This is a genomic window from Mesorhizobium sp. NPDC059025 (genome assembly GCF_042739655.1).
In the GTDB taxonomy this organism is placed as follows: Bacteria; Pseudomonadota; Alphaproteobacteria; order Rhizobiales; family Rhizobiaceae; genus Mesorhizobium.
In genome coordinates, this window is sequence record NZ_JBHYIM010000018.1 from 77183 (window position 1) to 93488 (window position 16306).

The 16306-nt window shown below is 64.1% G+C and carries 16 protein-coding genes; 4 read left to right on the forward strand and 12 right to left on the reverse strand.

Annotation, left to right across the window (positions count from 1 at the left end; translation table 11 throughout):
• Positions 1-5: 5 nt before the first annotated feature.
• The 8 genes from ACFWYE_RS28560 to ACFWYE_RS28595 form a co-directional block, all read right to left on the reverse strand.
• Positions 6-998, reverse strand: a complete 993-nt coding sequence (locus ACFWYE_RS28560) for a cyclodeaminase (protein WP_379062602.1) — start codon at positions 996-998, stop codon at positions 6-8.
• Positions 995-1975 (reverse strand): hydroxyectoine utilization dehydratase EutB, encoded by a 981-nt coding sequence (eutB, locus tag ACFWYE_RS28565; protein WP_379115450.1) that lies wholly within the window; start codon positions 1973-1975, stop codon positions 995-997. Before eutB ends, ACFWYE_RS28560 begins: the two co-directional genes overlap by 4 nt.
• A gap of 5 nt (positions 1976-1980) precedes the next feature.
• Positions 1981-2754 (reverse strand): ectoine utilization protein EutA, encoded by a 774-nt coding sequence (gene eutA, locus ACFWYE_RS28570; RefSeq protein WP_379062606.1) that lies wholly within the window; start codon positions 2752-2754, stop codon positions 1981-1983.
• Positions 2755-2756: 2 nt separating this feature from the next.
• Complete coding sequence (gene ehuD / locus ACFWYE_RS28575; RefSeq protein ID WP_379062608.1) at positions 2757-3416, reverse strand: ectoine/hydroxyectoine ABC transporter permease subunit EhuD; 660 nt, start codon at positions 3414-3416, stop codon at positions 2757-2759.
• A 16-nt stretch (positions 3417-3432) separates the two neighbouring features.
• On the reverse strand, positions 3433-4092 hold the full coding sequence (gene ehuC, locus ACFWYE_RS28580; RefSeq protein WP_379062610.1) for an ectoine/hydroxyectoine ABC transporter permease subunit EhuC: 660 nt from the start codon (positions 4090-4092) through the stop codon (positions 3433-3435).
• Positions 4093-4168: 76 nt separating this feature from the next.
• A complete protein-coding gene (gene ehuB, locus ACFWYE_RS28585; protein WP_379115451.1) occupies positions 4169-5020 on the reverse strand; it encodes an ectoine/hydroxyectoine ABC transporter substrate-binding protein EhuB in 852 nt (283 codons plus the stop codon).
• Positions 5021-5100: 80 nt separating this feature from the next.
• Positions 5101-5886 carry an ectoine/hydroxyectoine ABC transporter ATP-binding protein EhuA gene (gene ehuA / locus ACFWYE_RS28590; protein WP_379062614.1) on the reverse strand — a complete coding sequence of 262 codons (786 nt, stop codon included), beginning with the start codon at positions 5884-5886 and terminating at the stop codon, positions 5101-5103.
• 171 nt (positions 5887-6057) lie between these two features.
• Positions 6058-7443: a PLP-dependent aminotransferase family protein gene (locus tag ACFWYE_RS28595; RefSeq protein WP_379115452.1), complete on the reverse strand. Its 1386-nt coding sequence runs from the start codon at positions 7441-7443 to the stop codon at positions 6058-6060.
• A gap of 84 nt (positions 7444-7527) precedes the next feature.
• Between ACFWYE_RS28595 and ACFWYE_RS28600 the strand changes: the two genes are divergently transcribed.
• The 4 genes from ACFWYE_RS28600 to ACFWYE_RS28615 all read left to right on the forward strand — a co-directional run bounded on the left by ACFWYE_RS28600 (position 7528) and on the right by ACFWYE_RS28615 (position 12150).
• Positions 7528-8016 (forward strand): Lrp/AsnC family transcriptional regulator, encoded by a 489-nt coding sequence (locus ACFWYE_RS28600; protein WP_379115453.1) that lies wholly within the window; start codon positions 7528-7530, stop codon positions 8014-8016.
• Between the two features lie 125 nt (positions 8017-8141).
• A complete protein-coding gene (locus ACFWYE_RS28605; protein WP_379115454.1) occupies positions 8142-9635 on the forward strand; it encodes an NAD-dependent succinate-semialdehyde dehydrogenase in 1494 nt (497 codons plus the stop codon).
• A gap of 29 nt (positions 9636-9664) precedes the next feature.
• Positions 9665-11044, forward strand: coding sequence for an aspartate aminotransferase family protein (locus ACFWYE_RS28610; protein ID WP_379115455.1), 1380 nt, complete (start codon positions 9665-9667; stop codon positions 11042-11044).
• Between the two features lie 8 nt (positions 11045-11052).
• Positions 11053-12150 (forward strand): alcohol dehydrogenase family protein, encoded by a 1098-nt coding sequence (locus tag ACFWYE_RS28615; protein ID WP_379115456.1) that lies wholly within the window; start codon positions 11053-11055, stop codon positions 12148-12150.
• On the opposite strand, the gene ACFWYE_RS28620 is transcribed toward ACFWYE_RS28615, so the two are convergent.
• From ACFWYE_RS28620 to ACFWYE_RS28635, 4 genes are all read right to left on the reverse strand, one after another.
• On the reverse strand, positions 12151-13206 hold the full coding sequence (locus tag ACFWYE_RS28620) for a dipeptidase (protein ID WP_379115457.1): 1056 nt from the start codon (positions 13204-13206) through the stop codon (positions 12151-12153).
• A gap of 86 nt (positions 13207-13292) precedes the next feature.
• The gene (locus ACFWYE_RS28625) at positions 13293-14465 is read right to left on the reverse strand and encodes a serine hydrolase domain-containing protein (protein ID WP_379115458.1); all 1173 of its coding nucleotides are present in this window, start codon (positions 14463-14465) and stop codon (positions 13293-13295) included.
• Between the two features lie 100 nt (positions 14466-14565).
• Complete coding sequence (locus ACFWYE_RS28630) at positions 14566-15582, reverse strand: porin (RefSeq protein WP_379115459.1); 1017 nt, start codon at positions 15580-15582, stop codon at positions 14566-14568.
• Positions 15583-15613: 31 nt separating this feature from the next.
• Positions 15614-16306, reverse strand: a 693-nt coding sequence (locus ACFWYE_RS28635; RefSeq protein WP_379115461.1) for an ABC transporter ATP-binding protein, incomplete at its 5' end; no start/stop codon positions are given.

A 16306-nucleotide genomic window follows, 5' to 3' on the forward strand; every position in this document is an offset into this window, starting at 1 on the left:
CCGCATCAGCTTTCAAAGATTGTTCCAGCACCCGCCGCCCTCGCCCGGTCCCGCGCGAGCGTGGCGATGGCGGTGTCCTGCACGCCCGTGCCGGTAAGATCGGCAAGCGTGATATCGGCCGCGGTTCGTCGACCGTGCTTGCGTCCGGCGATGATCTGGCCGAGTTCGGTGACCTCGCCATCTGCCGCCATCACCGCCGCATCGATGGCATGGTGCAGTTCGCCGAGCCGGCGCGTCTGCCGGGCGCTGTCGGCGACATAGAGATCGGCCATGCGGATCACCGCCGGCGCGATCTCGTTCTTGTGTTCGGCATCCGATCCCATGGCGGTGATGTGCTGCCCCGCCGAGACGAAGCCGGCATGGATCAGCGGCTCGGTCGCCGGTGTCGTCGTCACGATCACGTCCGCCCCCGCTGCCGCTTTCGCCGCATCGGGCTCGGGCCGCACATCGATGCCCAGCCTCTCGCGCAATTCGCCGGCTGCCGCCTCCGCCTTTGCGGCATCACGGGCCCAGATGCGGGCTTCGGTGATCGGCCGCACCAGCTTCAGCGCCTCCAGCTGCAGTTTCGCCTGCATGCCGGCGCCGAAGATTGCGGCGCTCGCGGCATCCGGTCGGGCAAGGTGCTTTGCCGCCACGGCGCCGGCGGCGGCAGTGCGGATATCGGTGAGATAGCCGTTGTCGATCAAGAGCGCTTCGGTGACACCGGTCGTTGCCGACAGCAGCACCATCAGCCCGTTGGTGCTCGGCAGGCCGAGCGCTGGATTGCCGAAGAAGCCGGGGCTGATCTTGATGGCGAAGGCGTCGATGCCGGGCACATAGGCGGTCTTCACGTCGACCTCGCCGCGATGCTCGGGAATGTCGAGCCTGAGGATCGGCGGCATCGCCACCTTCTCGGTGGCGAGCGCGCGGAAGGCATTTTCCACGCAGGCCACGGCTTCGAGATCGAGTTTCACGAGACGCCGCAGGTCCGTCTCGGTGAGGATAGTCATTGGCCTCATGCCGCCAGTTCCTCCTTGCCGCAGACGATGTCGCGATGCCGGACCATGTCGATGTTACGACCGGAGAGCACCAGCACGACCGGGCCCCGCGACTTGATCTTGCCGGCCAGCAGCGCCGCGATACCGACCGCGCCGGCGCCCTCGACGATCTCGCGTTCCTCGCTGTAGGCGTGGGTAATGCCGGCAGCGATTTCAGCTTCGGAAAGCAGCACGACATCGTCGAGCAGCTCGCGGCACATCGAAAAGGTCAGCCGATTGTCCAGGCCGATGCCGCCGCCGAGCGAGTCCGCCAGGGTCGGCATCTCCTCGACCTGTACCGGCCGTCCAGCGTCGAGACTGGCTTTCATCGCCGCGCCACGCTGCATCGAAGTGCCAATGACTTTGATATCAGGCCTGGTGCCTTTCACCGCGGCGGCAATGCCTGCCGCCAGCCCGCCGCCGGACAGCGGCACCAGCACGGTCTCCACGTCGGCAACGGCACTGACGATCTCGAGGCCGAGCGTACCTTGCCCGGCGATCACCGCCGGATGATCGAAGGGCGGCACCATGACCAGCCCTTCCTCCGCCACCAGCCGCTCGACCTCGACCTGGGCATCATCCTGGCTGTTGCCGACGATGCGGATCTCAGCACCGAGACGGCGAATCTCCTCGACCTTGTTGGACGGCACCAGTTTCGACATGCAGATGACTGCACGCATGCCTTCGAGCCGCGCAGCAAAGCTGAGCGCGCGGCCATGATTGCCGGTCGAAGCGGCGACGACGCCGCGTTTCCTGTCTTCGGCATCGAGCCACGCGATCGCATTGGAGGCGCCGCGCAGCTTGAAGCTGCCAGTCGTCTGGCGATGCTCGAGCTTGAGGTAAACCGGGACGCCGAGGCGCTCCGACAGACTGGTCGAAACCACGATGGGGGTTGCTGCGATCTTGCCTACGATGCGGTCGCGCGCAACCAGGATATGCTGGAAGGTGACTGTATCCATGGCTGTCAGCTGCGCGGCAATGGGTTGGTCATCAGCCGGCCCCCTTCGGGATGGGCGTTGTCGTCGCCACAGAGCCTCAGGCAATTCCAGGCGGTCGCCTGGTTGGAGGTAACGACGGGGCGACCGATGGCCGCCTCGATCGCCACAGCCGCGAGCGCCGAACGCAACGCCGTACACGATACGAACAGCGCATCCGCATCCGGATGCATGGCCTGGCGCGCCAGCTCGACCAGTGTCGCAGGCGCGATGCGTGCCATCTCGCGATCGTCGTCGAAGCCGAGACAGGTGAAGGACGCGATCTCGAAGCCGTGGCGGACGAAATAGTCCGCCATCGGACGGCTGGTCTCGACCGTATAGGGTGTGAGTACGCTGATCGTCCTGGCACCCAGCGTCTTCAGTCCTCGCATCGCCGCCATCGGCGGCGTCACCACGGTCACGCCGGGTTTGGCAGCCTGCACGGCGGCTTCGATCTCGGCATCGCCGATGACGACCGAAGCCGAGGTACAGGAATAACAGATGGCATCGAGCTTCTCGTCCGGCAGGATCAGGGCCGCTGCCTCGGTCAAGGCCGGCTGCATCTTGCGCAGGTTTTCCGGAGTGGTCGGATTGGCGTAGGCGACACGCGCAACATAGACGCCGATGCGCTCGCTCGCCACGATGCGGCGATAGTCCGGCTCGGTGGTGTGGTCGGTCGCCAGGATGATCAGGCCGACACGTTTTTCCATTGGACGCGGGTCAAGGGCCGGACGCTCCGGATACAGGCGGATATCGGGTGCCATGCTTATCGCTCCACCTTGCCGTAGCGCCGCTCCAGCCATCGCAGCAGCACTACCGAGAACAGGCTGATCACCAGGAAGAAGGCACCGACCAATGTCATCGGCTCGACATAGCGGTAATAGGTGTTGGCGACGCTCTTGGCCTGGTTCATCAGCTCCAGCACGGTGATGGCGGAAAGCAGCGGCGTTTCCTTGAACATGGCGATGAAATAGTTGGCCAGTGCCGGCATCATAGGCGGGATCGCCTGCGGCAGGATGATGTGCGTCCAGGTCTGGCGGGCATTGAGATTACAGGCCTTGGCGGCTTCCCATTGCCCGCGCGGCACGTTGTCGATGCCAGCGCGATAGACCTCGGCCGCATAGGTGCCGTAGTGCAGGCCAAGGCCGATGACACCGGCGGTCAGCGGCGGCAGCAGCAGGCCGAAATCCGGCAGCACGTAGAAGATGAAATAGAGCTGGACCAGAAGCGGCGTGCCGCGAATGAATTCGGCGAGGAAACCGACCGTGCGCGAGACGATGCGGTTCTCCGAACGCCGCAGCAGCGCTATGGCGAGCCCCACCACCGCAGCCAGTGCGGAGCCCAGGATGGTCGCCAGGATGGTGATCTTCACGCCCTCGAGGAGGGTCGGCATGATCTCGCGAACGAAGGCCCAATCCCATTCCATTATTTGGCCCACTCCATCAGACGCGCACTCCGTCGAGACCGCGCGACAGGCGGCGCTCCAGGCTGCGCGTACCCCAGGAGATCAGCAGCGCCAGCACGAAATAGATGACGAGGATGGTGGCGAACGGCACCAGCGTGTTGCCGGTCTGGGCGCGAACCACCTGCGCCTGGAAGGTCAGGTCGGCCAGCGAGATCAGCGACACGACCGACGTGGCCTTGAGCAGCTCGATGGCATTGTTGCCGAAGGTCGGCAGCATCACCAGGAAGGCCTGCGGCAGGATGACATGGCGCATACCCTGCCAACGGCCGAGATTGAGTGCCGTGCAGGCCTCGTATTGTTCCCTGCCGATCGACTGCACCGCGCCGCGCACCACCTCGGCGGCATAGGCGCCTACATTGAGCCCGAGCGCCAGCACGCCGGCCTGCAATGGCGTCAGTTCGAAGCCGAGCATGGGCAGCACGAAATAGGCCCAGAACAGCTGGACGAAGATCGACGTGCCGCGAAAGAACTCGATATAGATCGTGGCCAGCGCGCGCACCGCGAAGAAACGCGATAGCCGGCCAAGCCCCGCCAGGAACGCCATGATCAGTGCCAGCACCGATCCCATCAGCGTCAGCTTGATGGTGACCAGCGCTCCTTGCAAGATCAGGTCGAGATATCCGGACCAGTCGATCATAGGGTCTTCCGGTTGACGAAAACGGTGCGGCTGCGCCCCTCTCCCCGTTCACAGAGAGAAGGGCGTGCAGTGAGTCTCACTTTGCCGCGCAGAGCTTGTCGCGCGTCGTCGACAACGCCGCCTTGGCCGAAAAGCCGTATGGTTCGATGATCTTGGCGAACTCCCCGGACTTCTTCATCTTCGCCAGTTCGACGTCGAAGGCATCACGGAGCGCGGTGTCCTTCTTGTTGAAGGCGGCGCCATCGCAATAGACGGGGGCACCCTGCACCGGCGCGATGACCTCGAGGTTCGGATCGTTGGCCTTCTTCATCAGGTCGTTGATGGAAAGCACCGGCAGCGAATAGGCGTCGATGCGGCCGTCCTGCAGCATCTTGATGCCGCTCTGGCCGTCCGGCACCACGATGACACGATCGCGCGGCACGCCGGCATTCAGCGCCAGCTTCTCCTCGGTGCCACCGCCCGGCGCACCGATGGTGGCCTTGGCGTCCTTGGCGACATCCTCATAGCTCTTGAAGCCCTTGGGATTGCCCTTCTTCACCAGCATGGCCTCGGCATCGCACAGCACCGGCTCGGAATAGGCGACGGCCGCGCAACGTTCGGGCTTCATGAACAGGCCCGCCGTCACCACGTCGAAACGTCCTGCCTGCAGGCCAGGGATCATCGCGCCATATTCGGAGATCGAAGCCGCGACGTCGGCAACGCCAAGGCGCTTGAAGATCTCTCGCGCGACGTCGGGAGCAGCACCCGAAACCTTGCCATCGGCGGCAACCGCCGTATAGGGCGGCTCGTTGGCGATGGCCAGGCGGGCAAAACCCTGGCTCTTCAATTGTTCCAGCTTGCTGTCGTCGGCACGGCTGCCGGCGGTGGTGGCGGCCAGAATACCCAGCGCGAAACCGGCGAGTGCTGCCGTGGTTGCAAATGTTCTCATTGTTCCCAGCTCCATGTTTTTCGGTTTTTGTTGGTGGTCGTGTTGCCGCCTGCGCGGCAACCATTCGCTTCCGCCAGCGGTCAGACGCGATGCCCTGCCGCGATGATCTTCTTCAGGAAGCTCTGCGTGCGCTCTTGCTTGGGATGGCGGAAAATGTCGTCGGGCTTGCCTTCTTCCACGATCTTGCCGCGGTCGAAGAACAGCACCCGGTCGGCGAAGTCGTGGGCGAAACCCATTTCGTGCGTGACCAGCAGCATGGTCATGTCGGTCTCGGCGGCGAGCTTGCGCATGACGTTCAGCACCTCGCCGACCAGTTCGGGATCGAGTGCCGAAGTGACCTCGTCGAACAGCATGATCTTGGGCGACAAAGCGAGCGCGCGGGCGATCGCCACGCGCTGCTTCTGGCCGCCCGACAACTGCGCCGGCATCGCCTTGGCCTTGTCAGCCAGGCCAACCATGTCGAGCAGTTCCATCGCCCGCTTCTCGGCGGCGGCACGCGGCATGCCCTTGGTCAGCATCGGTGCCAGGGTGACGTTGTCGAGCACGCATTTGTGCGGAAACAGGTTGAAGAGCTGGAAGACCATGCCGATCTTCTGACGCATCCTGGCAAGATGCCGTTCGCTCGCCGGCACCAAGGCACCCTCGCGCTGCATGTGGTAGAGCTGCTCGCCCTCGACCTCGATGTGCCCGCCATCGATGCGCTCGAGCGTCATCAGGATGCGCAGGATCGTGGTCTTGCCGGAACCCGACGGACCGATGAGTGCCAGCTTCTCGCCGGGCATGACCTGCATCGAGAGCCCGTCCAGAACCTTGAAGGCTCCGAAGCTCTTCGAAATCGCGTCGATCTTGATGATGGGCGCGGCCAATCGCCTATCCCCGTGTTGGAGAACTTTTCTCTCCTAACGATGGGGAAGCAACAAAATCATGTCAATTGACAAAATAATATCATGACAATTTTTCCAAAATCGCTCAGACCATGAGCGGAAGCCCAGGGCCTTTAGAGGCCCTGGCTCGCCGCCCAATCTCTTTCCGAAAGTCTAGATTGCCAGCAGGAGATGCTCAGGATCGCCGAGCAGCAGGCGTGTGACGACGCCGAGGCCGGTACGCAGTTCGCTCTCGGTGGTCGACCCGATCGAGATGCGCACGGCCGGATGCCAGGGGGCCTCGGAAATGCGGAAGGATGCGCCAGGCGCAATCGCCACGCCCTGCAGCCGCGCCTGCGCCACGAACCCTTCTTCCGCCCGGTCCTCCGGCAGCGGCAACCACAGATGCAGCCCGTCGGCATGGGCATGGAACGTCACCCCGGCAAGGGTCTCCGCCGCGATGTCATGGCGCCGGCGCACGGCAGCACGCTGCCAGCGCACCAGTTCCATGGCGGTGCCGTCCGTCACCCATTTGCTGGCGATCTCGGCCACCATCGGCGTCGCCATCCAGTTCGACACCAGATGCCGGTTGGCCACCGCCGCCACATAACGATCGGGCGCAGCAAGATAGCCGATGCGCAGGCCGGGCACGGTGATCTTGGAGAATGAGGTGACGTAGAGCGTGCGCTCGGGCGCGAAATAGGCGACCGGCGGCGGGCGATCCTCCAGCAGCGGGCCGAGCACATCGTTTTCGATGATGGCGATGTCGTGCTTGCGCGCCACTTCGGCGATCTGCGAGCGCCGGATGCCGCCCATCAGGGTGGCGGTCGGGTTGATCACCGACGGCTGCACGAAGACGGCGCGGATGTCGGAAAGCTGGCAGGCCTGGTCCAGCGCCTCGGGCACGATGCCATGGTCGTCGATCGGCAGGCCTTCCAGATGGAAGCCGAGATAGCGCGCCAACGGCACCAGGGTGTGATGGCCGATCGCCTCGGTCACGACGGTCGAGCCGGGCGGCGCCACGCTCATCAGCGCCACCGTCATGCCGGCGGTGGCCCCGTTGGTGAGGGTGATGTTTTGCGATGAAGCCTCCAGACCGCACAGTTTCAGCCATTCGGCGGCAACTGCACGATGGCGCGGGAACACCATGTTCGGCCGGAATGACAGCGCCGAGCTGGCCGGCAGCGTCTCGGCCAGCCAGCCGAGCGCCTGCTTCAGCTTCTCCAGGTGCATCGGCTCGCAGACCGGCTTCAGGATCGACAGGTCGATGACCTCGCCCGGCCGCTCGGGCAGGTAGGGCGGATCCGGCTCGCGGCGCTGCGTCTGCACGAAGGAACCACGGCCGATTTCGCCGGCGATGAGCCCGCGCCGGATCAGTTCCTCATAGGCGCGGCTGACCGTCTGCACCGACAGTTTCAGCTCATCCGCCAGCGCCCGGTGCGTCGGCAGGCGTTCGCCATTTGCCAGCCGGCCATCATGGATGGCGCGCGCGAATTGGTCGGCCAGCGATAGATAGGCAGGACGGCGGATCAACGCCGGATCAGGACGCCACAATGTCATGACTTCATTAGAGATCTAAATCAGTGCAATTGACAATCGGAATCGTGCGCCTGCATGGTGTTGGCGACAGGAAAAGCGACGCATATGACCGGACTGAAACTCGACGCCATCGATCTGAAGATCCTCGACGCCATCCAGCGCGACGGGCGCATCACCAAGCTGGCGCTGGCCGAGCAGGTGGGATTGTCGCCGACGCCGTGCTGGATCCGGCTGGCGAAGCTGGAAAAGGCCGGCATCGTTTCGGGCTATCATGCCCGCATCGCCATGCGCGCCATCGCTCCCATCGCCACGGTGCTGATGGAGGTGACGCTGGGTGCGCACAGGCAGGCCGACTTCGAGCGTTTCGAGCGCGCCATCCGCGACATTCCCGAGATCGTCGCCTGCTGGTCGGTGGGCGGCGGCGTCGACTACCTGCTCAAGGTGATGACCGCCGACATCGATGCCTATCAGCGCCTGGTCGACGCGCTGCTGGAGCGCGAGCTCGGCATCGACCGCTACTTCACCTACATCGTCATCAAGACGGTCAAGGACGAGGCTGTCCTGCCCTTGCCGGAGCTGCTTTCGATCGACTGAGCCAGTACTGAAACTCTCTCGTGATCCGCGCCAGAAGAGAGAGTCTCTCTACCAATCGCACGTGGAATGGTCTTTCTCTCGCATCGACGTCCCTAGACTGCAGGCTCCGACACGGAGGCCCTGTCATGTCCGCCCATTTCGCCCCCCACCAGCGCCATGAAGCGCTCGACGGCCTGACCGACCGGCGGCTTTACCGCGAACATGCCTATGTCGACGGCCACTGGACCGCGAGCGACACCGCCGCCGGCTTCGAGGTGACCGACCCGGCCACCGGCGCAAGCATCGCCTGGGTGGCGGCACTCGATGTCGCCCAGACCGGCAAGGCGATCGATGCTGCTGCCCGCGCCCTGACCGGCTGGAAAGCGCTGTTGCCGCAGGCGCGTTCGACCATCCTGCGAAAATGGTTCGAGCTGATCGTGGCCGCCAAGGATGACCTCGCCTTGCTGATGACGCTCGAGCAGGGCAAGCCGCTGCAGGAGTCGCTGGGCGAGATCGACTATGCGGCCTCCTTCGTCGAATGGTACGCCGAGGAAGCGAAACGACTGAACGTGGAGACCGTCACCAGCCACCTGCCCGGCGCCGAAATGGCGGTGCGGCGCGAGGCGCTGGGCGTCGTCGGCGTGGTGACGCCATGGAATTTCCCCTCGGCCATGCTGACGCGCAAGGCGGCTGCCGCGCTTGCCGCCGGCTGCACCATCGTTGCCCATCCATCCTCCGAGACCCCGCTTTCGGCGCTTGCGCTCGCCGAAATCGGCGAGCGCGCCGGACTGCCGGCGGGTGTCTTCAACGTGGTCACCGGCGATGCCGCGACGATCGTCGGACAGCTCTGCGCCGATACGCGTGTCAGGGCGATGAGCTTCACCGGCTCGACCGAGATCGGCCGGCTGATCGCCGCGCAATGCGCGCCGACGATGAAGCGCCTGGTCATGGAACTGGGCGGGCATGCGCCGCTGATCGTCTTTGCCGATGCCGACCTCGACAAGGCGGTGAGGATCGCGGTCGACGCCAAATTCGCCACCTCGGGACAGGACTGTCTCGCAGCCAACCGCATCTATGTCGAACGGCCGCTCTACGAACGCTTCTGCGCGGCCTTCACCGAAAAGGTCTCGGCGCTGAAGGTGGGCAGCGGCCTAGCTGCCGACAGCGATATCGGACCGCTGATGCATGAGCGGGCAGTGAGGAAAGTCGACGAACAGGTGAAGGATGCCACCGCCAAAGGCGCGCGTCTGCTCTGTGGCGGCGAACGTCATGCGGCGGGGGCCTTGTTCTATCAGCCGACCGTGCTGGCCGACCTTTCGGACGACGCGCTGATCATGCGCGAAGAGACATTCGGCCCGGTGGCGGCGATCACGCCTTTCGATACCGAGGACGAAGTCATCGCCCGCGCCAATGCTTCCGAATACGGGCTCGTTGCCTATGCCGTCACCGAGAACGGCGCGCGCCAGCGGCGTCTGGCGAGCGTGCTCGACTACGGCATGGTGGCCGTGAACCGTGTCAAGATCACCGGCGCCCCGATCCCCTTCGGCGGCATCAAACAATCCGGCCTCGGGCGCGAAGGTTCGCGCCACGGCCTCGAAGCCTTCACCGACCTCAAATACATCTGCTTCGATCTGGCTTAGGCCGGCGGCTGAGACAAAAAGGAGACAACATGCTGCAGCAATCCAACGAACTCACCGCCTGGGATCGCGACCACTTCTTCCACCCCTCGACCCATATGGGCATGCATGCGCGCGGCGAGATGCCGAACCGCGTCATGGCCGGTGGCGAAGGCGTGACCGTGTGGGACACGACCGGCAGGAAGAGCATCGACGCCTTTGCCGGGCTCTATTGCGTCAATGTCGGCTATGGCCGCCAGAAGATCGCCGATGCCATCGCCGAGCAGGCCAGGAGCCTCGCCTACTACCACGCCTATGTCGGGCACGGCACGGAGACCTCGATCAAGCTCGCCAAGATGATCATCGACCGCGCGCCGCAGGGCATGTCGCGCGTCTATTTCGGCCTGTCGGGCTCCGACGCCAACGAAACCAACATCAAGCTGATCTGGTATTACAACAACGTCCGTGGCAAGCCGGAGAAGAAGAAGATCATCTCGCGCTGGCGCGGCTATCACGGCTCGGGTGTGATGACCGGCTCGCTGACCGGCCTTGCCGGCTTCCACAACGCCTTCGACCTGCCGCGCGCCCCGATCCTGCACACGGAAGCGCCATACTATTATCGCCGCGCTGACCGCTCGCAAACCGAGGAGCAGTTCTCGCAATATTGCGCCGACCAGCTCGAAGCGCTGATCCTGGCGCAAGGTCCCGAAACAATTGCGGCCTTCATCGGCGAGCCGGTTCTGGGAACAGGCGGCATCGTGCCGCCGCCTGCCGGCTACTGGCAGAAGATCCAGGCGGTGCTTGCCAAATACGACATCCTGCTGGTGGCAGACGAGGTGGTGACCGGCTTTGGCCGCCTGGGTTCGATGTTCGGTTCCGACCATTACGGCATGAAGCCCGACCTCATCACCATCGCCAAGGGACTGACCTCGGCCTATGCGCCGCTCTCCGGCGTCATCGTGCGCGACACGATGTGGAAGGTTCTTGTCGAAGGCTCCGACAAGCTTGGGCCCATCGGCCATGGCTGGACCTATTCGGCGCATCCGATCTGCGCTGCCGCCGGCGTCGCCAATCTGGAGCTCATCGACGAAATGGGTCTGGTGAAGAATGCCGGCGAAACCGGCGCCTATCTCAACCAGCAGCTGGCCAAGGCGCTCGGCGATCACAAGAATGTCGGCGAGGTGCGTGGCGAAGGCATGCTGGCGGCGGTGGAATTCGTCAGGGACCGCGACGGGCGCGTGTTCTTCGACGCCTCCGAGAAGATCGGGCCGCAGGTGTCGGCGGCACTGCTGGAGCGCAGCGTCATTGCTCGTGCAATGCCGCAGGGCGACATCCTTGGCTTCGCGCCGCCGCTCTGCCTGACCAGGCAGGAGGCCGACACCATTGTCGAGAAGACCACGGATGCGGTGAAGACCGTATTCTCCAAGATCTGAGACCGACCATGAATGCGATTGCAAAACCTTTGCCTGACACCATGGCCGCTGTGCTGCTGACCGGCCATGGCGGGCTCGAGAAACTCGTCTACCGCACCGATGCAAGGGTACCGAAGCCAGCCGCCGGTGAAGTGCTCGTCAAGGTAACGGCGTGCGGCATGAACAACACCGATGTGTGGGTGCGCCAGGGCGCCTACGGCACGGAAGAGGATGCCGCGGCCGTCTCCACCTGGCGTCGCCAGGGCAACACGCTGACCTTTCCGCGCATCCAGGGCACCGACACGGTGGGCGCGATTGTCGCCGTCGGCAAAGGCGTGTCGCCCAAGCGGCTCGGCGAACGGGTGATGGTGGATTTCTCCATCTACAATCGCGACGACGATTCCCTGGCCGACATCGACTATATGGGCCATGGCCGTGACGGCGGTTACGCCGAATACCAGGTGCTGCCGGCCGAGAATGCGCATGTGGTGGATACCGAACTCACCGATGTCGAACTGGCAACCTTCTGCTGCGCCTATCTGACTGGCGAGCAGATGCTGGAACGCGCCGGGCTGCAGGCAGGCGAACGCGTCCTGGTCACCGGCGCATCGGGCGGTGTCGGCTCAGGCATCGTGCAACTGGCTCGCGCGCGCGGCGCCATCCCCTATGCCGTGGTCGGCAAAGGCAAGGAGCAGGCGCTGCTCGACATCGGTGCCGAGAAGGTCATCACGCGCGGCGTCGCCGACCTGCCCGGCGCGGTTGCCGAGGCGACCGGCGGCGAGCCGATCGACGTGGTGGCCGACCTCGTCGGCGGCCCGGCCTTCAACGACCTGCTGCGCATCCTGCGGCCGGAAGGCCGTTACACCACGGCCGGCGCGATCGCCGGCCCGGTGGTGCAGCTCGATCTCAGGACCATGTACCTGAAGCAGCTTCAGCTGCATGGCTCCTCGCAAGGCACGCGCACGGATTTCCGCCGCATCGTGCGCTACATCGAGGAGAAGAAGATCAAGCCGCTGGTCGGCGGCGTCTACCGGCTCTCGGATTTCCACACCGCCCAGACCGACTTCATGGCTAAGGACTTCGTCGGCAAGCTGGTGGTCGTGCCTGATGCGATGTGGCTGGCCTAGCTAGCCGATCGTCCGCTCCAGCGTGCCGACCCAGTTCTTCCAGGCGATCTTCTCGACCAGCTCGCGTCCATAGCCGTGACGCCCGAGCGCCTCGAGCAGCCGTGGCAGACCCGATACGTCGCCGATTTCCTCAGGAATCGGCGCGCCGTCGAAATCCGAGCCCAGCCCGACGCCGTCCTCACCCAGTCTTGCCAGCAAGGCATCGATGTGACGCAGCATCGTATCGAGATTTGTCCCTTTGCCGTCGGGGCCGTCGGGATGGAGAAATTCCCTGGCGAAGTTCAGACCGACCATGCCGCGCGTCTCCCGGATGGCATCGAGCTGCCAGTCGGTGAGGTTGCGTGCATGCGGGCAGATCGCATGCGCGTTGGAATGCGTCGCCACCAGCGGCGCATCGCTGATGGCCGCGATATCGCGGAAGCCCTGTTCGTTGATATGCGACAGGTCGACCAGGATATTCAGCTGGTTGCAGGCCTTGACCAGCGCCTTGCCGGCATCGGTCAAGCCCGGCCCGGTATCCGGCGACGACGGGTAGCGGAACGGCACGCCGTGACCGAAAATGTTGGGACGGCTCCAGACCGGCCCCAGCGAGCGCAGGCCGGCGGCGTGGAGCACATCCAGCATGACGAAATCGGCGTCGATCGCTTCGGCGCCCTCGATGTGGAAGACGGCGGCGATCGTGTCCCCCTCGATGGCGGCGCGGATGTCGGCCGCGCTGCGGCAGACCGCAAGAGCCCCCGCACGCTCGAGCCTGAACAGGAGAGACGCCATGGCAAGGGTGGGCACACGCGCCTGTTCCATCGGCCGGGGCGGCGGCAAGGGTTCGTCATTGCCGAGCACCGAGGCGGTGAAGCCGGGATCCTCGTCTCCCGCCGAAGGCGCGAAGACAGCGAACATGCCGCCGGCGAAGCCACCCTTGCGGGCCCGTGGCAGGTCGATGTGCCAGCTGGCGGGCGCGCCTTCCATGAAGAGCCGCGCCTTGTCGGCCTCGGTCGAGAGATGGAGGTTGAGCAAAGAGTCGTTGTGGCCGTCGAAGACGGGAATGAGATCGGGCATGATTGTCTTGTGCTTTGCGTGTTGGGCTGGAAGCGCGCCGGGCTACAGCCGGTGCGCTCCCTGTTCTGTTTGATTTCGGCCCTCGCCTATCGGGCGAGCTTCGCGCCGGCGAGCAGGTCGTCGACGATCGACGCCCGGAACTTGCGGGTTTCATCGGTGCCGTCGATGTTCATCAGAAGCGCCACCGCCTGGCTCTTGTCTTGGGTCAGGGCGACCATGTTCAAGGCGCCGTTGTCGCTGCCGGTGTGGCCAACCACCTTGTGTGTCGCGGTCTCCTCATCGGTCCAGCACAGGCCCTGATAAGGATAGATCTTGCGATCCACCTGCCGGCGCAACATGTTGCGGACCGCGGCCCTGGACAGGATGGCCTTGCTGCCCGTTTCCTGCCCCAGCATCGCATGCAAGGCTTTCGCCAGATCGCTGGCGGAGCAACGCAGCATGCCGGCTGGCACGTCCGGATAGCCCTGCTGCGGCAGTGCGACGAATTCACCCTTTTCATACTGGTAGGGCGTGGCAAGCACGTCGGGCGCGAACTCCCTCAGATACCAATGCGCGTTCCGGATGCCGAGCGGCTGCAGAACATTGGCCGCCACATAGGTGGGAAAGTCCTGCTTGCTGACATGTTGGACGATGTAGCCCACCAGGGCGATGGCGACATTGCTGTAATCCCACTTGGTGCCGGGCTTTCCCTTGAGGAACGACTTCGGCGAATAGGTGCTGCCGCCCTTGACGAGATAGTCCTTCAGGAAGCTCGGCAGGCTTTGCGTCGGATCGCCCGGGAAGGAAGGCTCGCCATAGCCTTCATCGGAGATGCTCGATGTGTGGGTGACGAGTTGCTTCACGGTGATCGGGATCTTCGGGTGGTTGGGGTTGGTGATCTTGAAATCGATGAAGTCATTGATGTCGCGGTTCAGGTCATAGCCCTTGCGCTCGAACAGCTGCACGAGGGCCGAGACGGTGAACAGCTTGCTCACCGACGCGAGGTGCATCGGCGTGTCTGCCGTAAGCTTTCGCTGCTTCCCGAGGTCGGCGAAACCGAACGCAGCCGTGTAACGCGTGGCATTCTCCTTCGTCGTGATGGCGACGGATGCGCCAACAATGTGGGCCGCCTTCATGCGCTCCGGAACGCTGGCTTCAAAGTCGCGCCGCCAGCTTTCGAATGACGGCTTCGGCTTGTCGTCTGCCAGAGCGATTTGCACGTGCGGCATGAACAGTCCCGCCAATCCCATCTTGAGCAATGAACGTCGTGTTGAAATCATGATCAATGTCCTTGTCTGGCTCTCATTCGCCGGTTGAACCCGGATGTTCGGAATGGCTGATGCTTCCCCCTCAGCCGGTGATGAAGCGGGGATCCCGGCATCAGAAATCACGTTGAATGCTGAGGACGCCGGCGAACGCATCGCCGGATGTCGCGGACCTGCTGCCGAACGCGGTGTAGTCGAGCTCGGGCGTGACGATCAGGCCCGGAACCACCTCATAGTCGGCATTGAATGCCAGTGCGTATGTCCCCGAATCCGCATAGGCGATCTGGCTGTTGAGGGTCAGTTTCGGCGAAAGGCTGGCGGAAAGGCCGCTCCACGCGGCGTAGGTGCCGTCCCAAGCCCCATAGTAGTTCGGCTTCTCGGGATCGGACTGATAACCGGCCATGACAAAGGCGGTGAGAGGCCCTCCCAGCCTGAGATCCAGTCGCACCTTCGCTGCGATCTCCTGGAACACCGAGTCGTAGCCGAGGACGGTGGCAATCGCTCCCCACTTCCTTTCGAGTTTCAGCCCGCCGACCAGATGCGGCATATAACTGTCGATCAGATGATCCTGCATATCGGGCGTCTCAGGTCCCTCGCCCTCCTCGTCGTCCTCGACCTCTCCTCCGCTGCTGCTCTTGTCGGCACTCGCTCCCTGCTCACCCCCGAACATGGCCGAAAGCCCGTTGCCGAGGCGCACCGTGTAGCTGACCTGGTTGGTCATGCCGCCGGCATAAGGAATGACATCGTCGCTCGAGACGTTGCCCGCCGACCCCAGCCAGACATCGAACTGCGAGTCCGATGCGCCGATCAGCAGGCCGCCCAACTCGATCGTCGCCGCGGAAAAGCTCGCGCCCTCGTCGGTGCCGTCAGTGAAGTTCGCCTCGATCTCGAAAAATGTGTTCAGGCTTCCGAGTTCGGTTTCCGATCGGGCATCGGCATTCAGCTTGGCCTTGGTGTGCTGGCCCCAGCTCTTCTTGCGTTCGCCGGTGTAGACGTCGGCACCGGCCGAGACCTCGTAGCTGACATAGCCGCCGATCTTCAGGCAGACATCGCTTTGCGGAAGTTGGATGAACCCCGCGCCCATGACATCGCAGGCACGGAGGTATTGGACCGGCTCGGGATCGGACATCATCTCCGTCTCCGCTACGGCGGGTTGTGGGATTTCAAACAGGAGTGCGCTCAAGCCCCCCAGAACCAGACCAGATTTCATTGTCTTCCCTCTGTTGGTTTTTCATTGGCTTTGTTTGAAGTCTCGAAAGTTCGGAATTCCCGGGCGCCCGGACGAATCCTTCGGATGCCTTGAGCAGGCGTCGTGTGTAGTCCTGAGCGACGTTGTGGGAGACGAGGTCGGCAGCAGCGAGCTGTTCGACAGCCTCGCCGTTCTGCATGACCATGAGGCGCTCGCACATGTGATTGATGACGGCGAGGTCGTGGCTGACCATCAGATAGGTGAGGCCGCGATCACGCCGCACCTGTTCGAGCAGGTTCAGCACTTCGGCCTGCACCGAGGCATCGAGCGCCGAGGTCGGCTCGTCGAGCAGAAGGATCGACGGCTCCAGGATCAGGGCGCGTGCGATCGCCACACGCTGGCGCTGGCCGCCCGACAGCTGGTGCGAATAGCGGAAGCGGAAGCCGGAACTCAGGCCCACTTCTTCCAGCGCGCGGCGGATGCGGGCCTCGCTGTCACTGACGCCATGGATGGCCAGCGGCTCCTGCAGCAGCCGGTCCACCGTCTGGCGCGGATGCAGGGACCCATAAGGATCCTGGAACACCATCTGCACCTGACGGTAGAAGGCCTTGTCACGCCTGCGGCCAAGCGGCTTGCCGTTGACGCTGATGCTGCCCGAGGCGACCGG

Bases quoted from the DNA above. Each gene is read 5' to 3' on its own strand.
- ACFWYE_RS28560 (WP_379062602.1), bottom strand. From the start codon at position 998: ATGAGGCCAATGACTATCCTCACCGAGACGGACCTGCGGCGTCTCGTG.
- eutB (WP_379115450.1), bottom strand. From the start codon at position 1,975: ATGGATACAGTCACCTTCCAGCATATCCTGGTTGCGCGCGACCGCATC.
- eutA (WP_379062606.1), bottom strand. From the start codon at position 2,754: ATGGCACCCGATATCCGCCTGTATCCGGAGCGTCCGGCCCTTGACCCG.
- ehuD (WP_379062608.1), bottom strand. From the start codon at position 3,416: ATGGAATGGGATTGGGCCTTCGTTCGCGAGATCATGCCGACCCTCCTC.
- ehuC (WP_379062610.1), bottom strand. From the start codon at position 4,092: ATGATCGACTGGTCCGGATATCTCGACCTGATCTTGCAAGGAGCGCTG.
- ehuB (WP_379115451.1), bottom strand. From the start codon at position 5,020: ATGAGAACATTTGCAACCACGGCAGCACTCGCCGGTTTCGCGCTGGGT.
- ACFWYE_RS28595 (WP_379115452.1), bottom strand. From the start codon at position 7,443: ATGACATTGTGGCGTCCTGATCCGGCGTTGATCCGCCGTCCTGCCTAT.
- ACFWYE_RS28600 (WP_379115453.1), top strand. From the start codon at position 7,528: ATGACCGGACTGAAACTCGACGCCATCGATCTGAAGATCCTCGACGCC.
- ACFWYE_RS28605 (WP_379115454.1), top strand. From the start codon at position 8,142: ATGTCCGCCCATTTCGCCCCCCACCAGCGCCATGAAGCGCTCGACGGC.
- ACFWYE_RS28610 (WP_379115455.1), top strand. From the start codon at position 9,665: ATGCTGCAGCAATCCAACGAACTCACCGCCTGGGATCGCGACCACTTC.
- ACFWYE_RS28615 (WP_379115456.1), top strand. From the start codon at position 11,053: ATGAATGCGATTGCAAAACCTTTGCCTGACACCATGGCCGCTGTGCTG.
- ACFWYE_RS28620 (WP_379115457.1), bottom strand. From the start codon at position 13,206: ATGCCCGATCTCATTCCCGTCTTCGACGGCCACAACGACTCTTTGCTC.
- ACFWYE_RS28625 (WP_379115458.1), bottom strand. From the start codon at position 14,465: ATGATTTCAACACGACGTTCATTGCTCAAGATGGGATTGGCGGGACTG.
- ACFWYE_RS28630 (WP_379115459.1), bottom strand. From the start codon at position 15,582: ATGATGTCCGATCCCGAGCCGGTCCAATACCTCCGTGCCTGCGATGTC.